Source organism: Sphingomonas sp. 10B4 (assembly GCF_035019905.1).
Lineage (GTDB): Bacteria > Pseudomonadota > Alphaproteobacteria > Sphingomonadales > Sphingomonadaceae > Sphingomonas > Sphingomonas glacialis.
In genome coordinates this window covers 21,275-28,162 of record NZ_JASJVC010000047.1, presented here as the reverse complement: position 1 = coordinate 28,162, position 6,888 = coordinate 21,275, and the positions used below count along the sequence as shown (strand labels likewise).

Genomic DNA, 6,888 nt, shown 5'->3' with positions numbered 1-6,888 from the left:
ACCGGTGACCGTCCGCCTCTCATAACATCTTCAAGTAAAAGCGCGGTTATGCTCTCGCGACGTTATGCAACAAAGCCCAACAGCGGTACAAACGGGTCTTCGAGCACGTTTGCCCCCCGTTTCGCCTGGTCGAAGTCGTGCGGAGCAGTCTGCTGGTCCATGATAGCCCGAGTAATTTGGGGTGAACACTCCAGCGCCATAGGCATGGCGTACTCGCTGACACCCGATACTGCGGAAAGCCTGTAAGAATGGCAATAATGTAGATCAATCGCGTCAAATAGTTCGACAATACTGTGCCGTATCTATGTCAGCGACGCGGAACCGCCCCAACCAAATTTATTGTAATGCGGTGCTCTGCGATAGGATGTTCGCGACGATGCGGTGCGTGAAGGCGTGGCGCGAACCGAGCGGCAATCCGATTCGGCAGTGGAGTCCGTCCGCTCGCAACGCGAAGTGCGTGCGCGCACCGAGTTGATCGGGCAGCGCCTGCTCGATCAGTTCGCGCCCGAAGCCGTGATGGTGGGCGACGTTTTGCTCGACGGCGCCGCCGGTTTCGGTCCAATCGAGCCGCAGCTCGCTGGTCGCCACCACCCAGGCGATCTGCAGCTTGCCGCCAGGGTGCGACAAGGCACCGAACTTGAGCGCATTGATGATTAGTTCGTGGAACGCGAGCGCCAGCGCTTGCGCTTGTGCGGGCTGGACCCATGTGATCTGGCCACCGATCGTGATCCGCGGATCCCATCCGAATTGGAATTCGCGCAGTTCATCGCGAATGAGCATTTCCAGGTCGTGCGATTCGCGGGGATGCCGGTGATAGCGTGCCAGGACGTCGAGCCGTGCGGCAAAGTGGTCCGCAATGGTATCGGCCGGCCCGCCCGAGGCAGGACTTTGCGAGACGATCGATCGAATCGTCGTGATCAGCTGGGCCGCGCGGTCGCGCTCGTCGTCGAGCGCCGATCGTGCCGCGCGGAGCTGTGCTTTCACCTCCGCCAGATCGGCGCGCAAGCCGGCGGTCTCGGCAAAGGGGGCACACTCCAGGGACATTCGGTGTCGGGCCACGGATTCAACCTCGAGCGGGTTTAATCCGCTCAAACGCTTTGCCGTGCAGGTCGGTTCCTCAATGCGCAGCGGTTGGCCCGGGCGAACGTCAGGCGGGTGTATCCCGTTGGGGGTGCCTGACGTTCGCCCTGCGGCGATCAGCCCGCCTTGTGCGGGCAGATCAGATACTTCGTCCCCGTCGCGCGGCGATTATACGCTTCGATCACGTCTGGCTGAAGCGCCTCGACCAACGAGATTTCGTGTGTGTAGTGGCTCGCAAAGGTCGTCGTCAGCTCGGCAACGACGCGATCCTTGAGCGCCTGGACCGCCTCGGCGCCGATCTTGACGAGGAACGGCGTCAGGAGGAAGCCGCTGAGCGACCAGCTGAAGCCGAAGCTGTTGCGGTTGAGCGTGGTCGGCGCGACGTCGAGCCCGCCATAGATATAGACTTGCTTGAAGGTGTCCGATCCGTAGCGGCTATAGGTCGTCATCCGCTTGACTGCGGCTGCCTCCATGCAGCTGAGCAACTGCCCGGCCAGCTTGCCGCCGCCGATCGCGTCGAAGGCGAGCGTCGCGCCGGTCTCGACCATCATCGCGGTCAGCGTCTCGAGGAAGTCGGGCTGGCTCGAATCGGCGACATGCACCGCGCCGATCCCGCGCAGCAACTCGGCCTGCGCCGGGCTGCGGACGACGTTGACGAGCGGGATCCCGTCCTTGAGGCAGATCTTGACGAGCATCTGGCCGAGGTTCGACGCGGCGGCGGTGTGGACCAGTGCGGTGTGGCCTTCGCGCCGCATCACTTCGGTCATCGCGAGCGAGGTCAGCGGATTGACGAAGCACGATGCGCCGTCGGCGGGCGCGGTGCCGTCGGGGAGCACCATGCACTCGGCGACGCGCAGAACGCGATATTGCGCGTACATCGCGCCACCGAGCATCGCGACGGTCTTGCCGAGCAGCGCCTGCGCGGCGGGCGAGGCGCCGGCTGCGACGACGATCCCCGAGCCTTCGTTGCCGACCGGCATCGCTTCATCGAGCCGGCCCGCCATCGCGCGCATTCCGCCTGGCGGCACATCGGCGGTGACGAGCGGATGGCCGTCGCGCGTCGTCGCGACAGCGCTGCTCATGTCGGCGGCGCCGAACAGCAATCCCAGATCGGACGGATTGATTGGCGTTGCCAGCACCTTGACGACGACTTGATCGTCGCGCGGCGCGGGAACCGGCTGGTCGATCAGCGAGACCTCGAGATGCGCGTCCTTGGTGACGCGCGACAGCAATTGGAGGCCAGTGCTTGGAACAGGATCGGTCATCGGGATTTCCTCTCTTATAGTAGCGCCATCCCTAGCCGCTGAGTGACCCGCGCGCGAGTGCGAACGTGGTTCTCTCCCCGGCGACGGTTTGGTAGGGATCGAAGACGTGGGCGCGTGGCACGAAGCGAAGCGACGATGGTGTAGTGAGGCTTGATGGACAATTGCGCGACCGGGGTGACAGGCCTCGATGACATTCTGGCCGGCGGCCTTTCGCGCGGGCGGTTGTTTCTCCTCGAAGGAAGCCCCGGTACGGGCAAGACGACGATCGCCACGCAATTCCTGATGGCGGGCGTCGCGGCGGGAGAGCGCGCGCTCTACATCACCTTATCGGAGACCGAGGAAGAGTTGCGCGATGGCGCTGCATCGCATGGCTGGAGCTTCGCCGACGGGTTCAATATTTATGAACTCGTACCGCCCGAAAGCCTGCTCGACGCCGATCAGCAACAGAGCTTGCTCTATTCCTCCGATCTCGAGCTTGGCGAGACGACCAAGCGGATCTTCGAATCGTTCGAGCGGATCGGGCCTGTGCGCGTCGTGCTCGACAGCTTGTCCGAAATCCGTCTGCTGGCGCAAAGCTCGTTGCGCTATCGTCGCCAGATCCTCGCGCTGAAGCATTATTTCGCCAAGGCCGACGCGACGGTCCTGATGCTCGACGATCTCACCGCCGATGTCGGCGACAAGACCGTCCACAGCGTCGCGCATGCGGTGATCCGGCTCGAGGAGCTGTCGCCGAATTACGGCGCAGAACGCCGCCGCCTGCGCGTGCTCAAATATCGCGGCCGCAAATATCTTGGCGGCTATCACGATTTCGTCATCGGGACCGGCGGGATCCGCGTGTTTCCGCGGCTGGTTGCGGCCGAGCACAAGACCGCTTTCACGCGCGAAACCGTCGGGGTCGATGATCCCGCCTTCAACGCGCTGGTCGGTGGCGGGTTCGAGCGCGGCGCGAGCACCTTGATCCTCGGTCCGGCCGGGACCGGCAAGTCGCTGCTGACGCTCGGATTCGTCAAGGCTGCGGTCGCGCGCGGCGAGCGCGCGGCGATGTTCATCTTCGACGAAGAGCTCGGTCTGCTGTTCGAACGCGCCAAGGGGCTCGACATCGATCTGCAGGCGATGGTCGCGGCGGGCAATCTGGTGATCGAGCAGATCGACGCTGCCGAACTGACGCCGGGCGAATTTTCCGAACGTGTCCGCGCCTGTGTCGAGACGCATGCCGCGCGCACCGTGATCGTCGACAGTCTCAACGGCTATCAGGCGGCGATGCCCGAAGAGCAGGCGCTGATCCTGCACATGCACGAGCTTCTGCAATATCTGAACCGGCAGGGCGTGATGACGTTCCTGACGGTCGCGCAGCACGGGCTGGTCGGCGACATGAAGTCGCCGGTCGATGTCACCTACCTCGCCGATACCGTTATTTTGCTGCGATATTTCGAAGCGCGCGGACGGGTCCGAAGAGCGATTTCGGTCGTTAAGAAGCGGACCGGTCCCCACGAGGACACGATCCGCGAGTTCATGATCGGCGACAACGGGATCACGCTCGGTGAGCCGTTGACGGGCTTTCAGGGCGTGTTGCGGGGCGTGCCGACCTTGCTGGGGGACGACGAAGGGCTCCTTGGCACGAAGGCTTGAACGACCGTTGAACCGTACGTTTGCAGAAGGTGCCGTTGTGCTTGCGCCGCGTGGTCGCGATGGTGCGATCGCGCGAGCGATGCTGGCGGAAGCGGGGCTCGTCGCCGAGACGGTGCCCGACCTTGCGGCGTTGGTGGCGGCGCTGCGACGCGGCGCCGGCTTTGCGATCATCACCGAGGAGGCGCTGCGCAACGCCGATCTGCGCGAGCTTGCCGCATTCCTGGCCGATCAGCAGGAATGGTCGGACTTTCCGTTTATCCTGTTGACCGAGCGTGGCGGCGGGCTCGAGCGCAATCCGGGTGCGGTGCGGTGCGGTTGCTCGAGACGCTCGGTAACGTCACCTTTCTCGAACGGCCGTTTCATCCGACGACGCTCGTCAGCCTCGCCAAGGCCGCGTCGCGTGCGCGCATCCGGCAATATCAAGCGCGCGCGCGGCTCGAGGAAATCAATGACGGGCAAGCGAGCCTCAAGCTCGCGCTGTCGGCGGGCGGGCTCGAGACCTGGACGCTGGCGATGCCGGCGCGAACGCTCAGCGCCGCGCCCGAAAGCAAGGCGCATTTCGGGCGCGGGGCCGACGATCGCTTCGATTTCGAAGACCTTATCGACACCGTCCATCCGAAGGATCGCGCACTGCTCGAGGACGCGCTCGCGGAGTCGGTCGCGATGGGGGTCGATTTCGATCTCGAAGCGCGCTGCCTGTGGCGCGATGCGTCGCTTCACTGGGTACAGATCAACGGCCGCGTCGAACGCGATCCGTCGGGTGCGATCGTGCGACTGGTCGGGGTGTCGCACGAGATCACCGAGCGGCGGCAGGACGAACTGCGCCAGCGAGCGCTGCTCGAACTCGGCGACGCGTTGCGGCATATGACCGATGCCGACAAGATGTCGTTCCTCGCCGCGCGCATCCTCGGCGAGACGATGGGGGTAAGCCGCGCCGGGTACGGCACGATCGACCCGGTGCGCGAGACGATCACCGTCAAGCGCGACTGGAACATGCCGGGGATCGAGAGCCTAGCCGGCACGCTCCATTTCCGGGACTACGGATCGTATATCGAGGATCTCAAGCGCGGCGATACCGCGGCGATCGCCGACGCCCGGCTCGACCCGCGCACCGCCGACGGCGCGAGCGCGCTCGAGGCGATTTCGGCGCGCGCATTCATCAACATGCCGATCGTCGACAACGGCCAGTTCGTCGCCTTGCTCTATCTCAACCATGCCGAGGTCCGCCCCTGGTCGGCCGAGGACATCGCGTTCATCCGCGATGTGGCGAACCGCACGCAATCGGCGATCGAACGCCGCAACGCCGAGACGGCGCTTGCGGACCTCGCGGATTCGCTCGAGCGCGAGGTCGAAGTGCGAACGCGCGAGCGCGACCGCACCTGGCAGAATTCGCAGGACCTGCTCGGCGTGATCGACCCGCACGGGCGGTTCGTCGCGGTCAATCCCGCCTGGACCGAAATCCTCGGCTGGTATCCGCGCGATATGGAAGGGCGAGCCTATGACGACTTCGTCCATCCCGACGATGCGCTCGCCTCGCAAGCCGCGTATCGCCTGGCGCAGGTCGAACCCTTGCGCCAGTTCGAGAACCGCATCCGCCACCGCGATGGCAGCTATCGCTGGGTGTCGTGGGTGGCGTCGTCGGGCGACGGGCTGATCTATGCCAGCGGGCGCCACGTTACCGCGGAGAAGGAAGCGCGGCTCGAGCTCGAGGCGGCGCAGGCGCAATTGCGGCAAGCGCAGAAGATGGAGGCGGTCGGACAGCTGACCGGCGGCATCGCGCATGATTTCAACAATCTGCTGACCGCAATCTCGGGCAGCCTCGAGCTGATGCAGATCCGCGTGCGCCAGGGCCGGTCCGGCGATGTCGAGCGCTATGTCGAGGCAGCGCAGCAGGCGGCGAAGCGCGCGGCGGCGCTGACGCACCGCTTGCTCGCTTTCTCGCGCCGCCAGACGCTCGATCCGCGGCCGACCGACATCAATCGGCTGATCGTCAGCCTCGACGATCTGCTGCGCCGCTCGGTCGGGCCGACGATCGAGCTCGAAGTCGTCGGCGCGGGCGGATTGTGGACCGCGTTGATCGATCCCAACCAGCTCGAGAACGCAGTGCTCAATCTGTGCATCAACGCGCGCGACGCGATGCCCGAAGGCGGGCGGATCACGATCGAGACCGCAAACAAATGGCTCGACGAGAAGGCGGCTGCCGAGCGGCAATTGCCACCGGGCCAATATGTGTCGCTATGCGTCACCGATACCGGTTCGGGAATGAGCGCCGAGACGATCGAGCGCGCATTCGACCCGTTCTTCACCACCAAGCCGCTCGGTGAGGGGACTGGGCTCGGCCTCTCGATGATCTACGGCTTCGTCCGCCAGTCGGGCGGGCAAGTGCGGATCTATTCCGAGCTCGGGCAGGGCACGACGATGTGCCTCTATTTTCCGCGCGTCGTCGGCCAGCACGCGATCGACGAAGTAGCGCTGCCAACCGAAGCGACCTTGCCGCTGGCGAGTGGCGAGACCGTCCTCGTCGTCGATGACGAGGATGCCGTGCGGATGCTGGTGACCGATTTGCTCGCCGATATCGGCTGCAACTATCTCGAGGCGGCCGATGGTCCGGCGGGGCTCGCGATCCTCGATTCACCCGTGCGGATCGATTTGCTGATCACCGATGTCGGGCTGCCCAAGGGGATGAATGGGCGTCAGCTCGCCGATGCGGCGCGGCAGAAGCGGCCCGATCTCAAGATCCTGTTCATCACCGGCTATGCCGAGAATGCGGTGATCGGGAATGGCCATCTCGATCCCGGGATGCACATCCTGACCAAGCCGTTTCCGATGGACGTGATGAGCGCGCGGATCCGCGACTTGCTCGGGACGGGGGGCGAGGGCGCGGTCGGGAACGGCACGTAACCGCGCCGACGCG

At 64.9% G+C, this 6,888-nt stretch carries 3 protein-coding genes and 1 pseudogene; 2 read left to right on the top strand and 2 right to left on the bottom strand.

Going from position 1 to position 6,888, the window contains the following annotated elements:
• Positions 1–336 precede the first annotated feature (336 nt).
• Together QN347_RS13550 and QN347_RS13545 are read right to left on the bottom strand one after the other, a co-directional pair.
• Positions 337–984 carry a hypothetical protein gene (locus tag QN347_RS13550; RefSeq protein ID WP_323494058.1) on the bottom strand — a complete coding sequence of 216 codons (648 nt, stop codon included), beginning with the start codon at positions 982–984 and terminating at the stop codon, positions 337–339.
• 212 nt (positions 985–1,196) lie between these two features.
• Positions 1,197–2,345, bottom strand: a complete 1,149-nt coding sequence (locus QN347_RS13545) for a zinc-binding dehydrogenase (RefSeq protein WP_133191502.1) — start codon at positions 2,343–2,345, stop codon at positions 1,197–1,199.
• A gap of 153 nt (positions 2,346–2,498) precedes the next feature.
• Here QN347_RS13545 and QN347_RS13540 point away from each other — a divergent pair, with 153 nt between their 5' ends.
• Positions 2,499–3,974, top strand: a complete 1,476-nt coding sequence (locus tag QN347_RS13540; RefSeq protein ID WP_322164164.1) for an ATPase domain-containing protein — start codon at positions 2,499–2,501, stop codon at positions 3,972–3,974.
• A gap of 79 nt (positions 3,975–4,053) precedes the next feature.
• Positions 4,054–6,875: pseudogene (locus QN347_RS13535) on the top strand (PAS domain-containing protein).
• The last annotated feature ends 13 nt before the right edge of the window (positions 6,876–6,888 follow it).

Excerpts from the sequence above, each read along its gene's own strand:
- QN347_RS13545 (WP_133191502.1), bottom strand. The coding sequence starts at position 2,345 with ATGACCGATCCTGTTCCAAGCACTGGCCTCCAATTGCTGTCGCGCGTC.
- QN347_RS13540 (WP_322164164.1), top strand. The coding sequence starts at position 2,499 with ATGGACAATTGCGCGACCGGGGTGACAGGCCTCGATGACATTCTGGCC.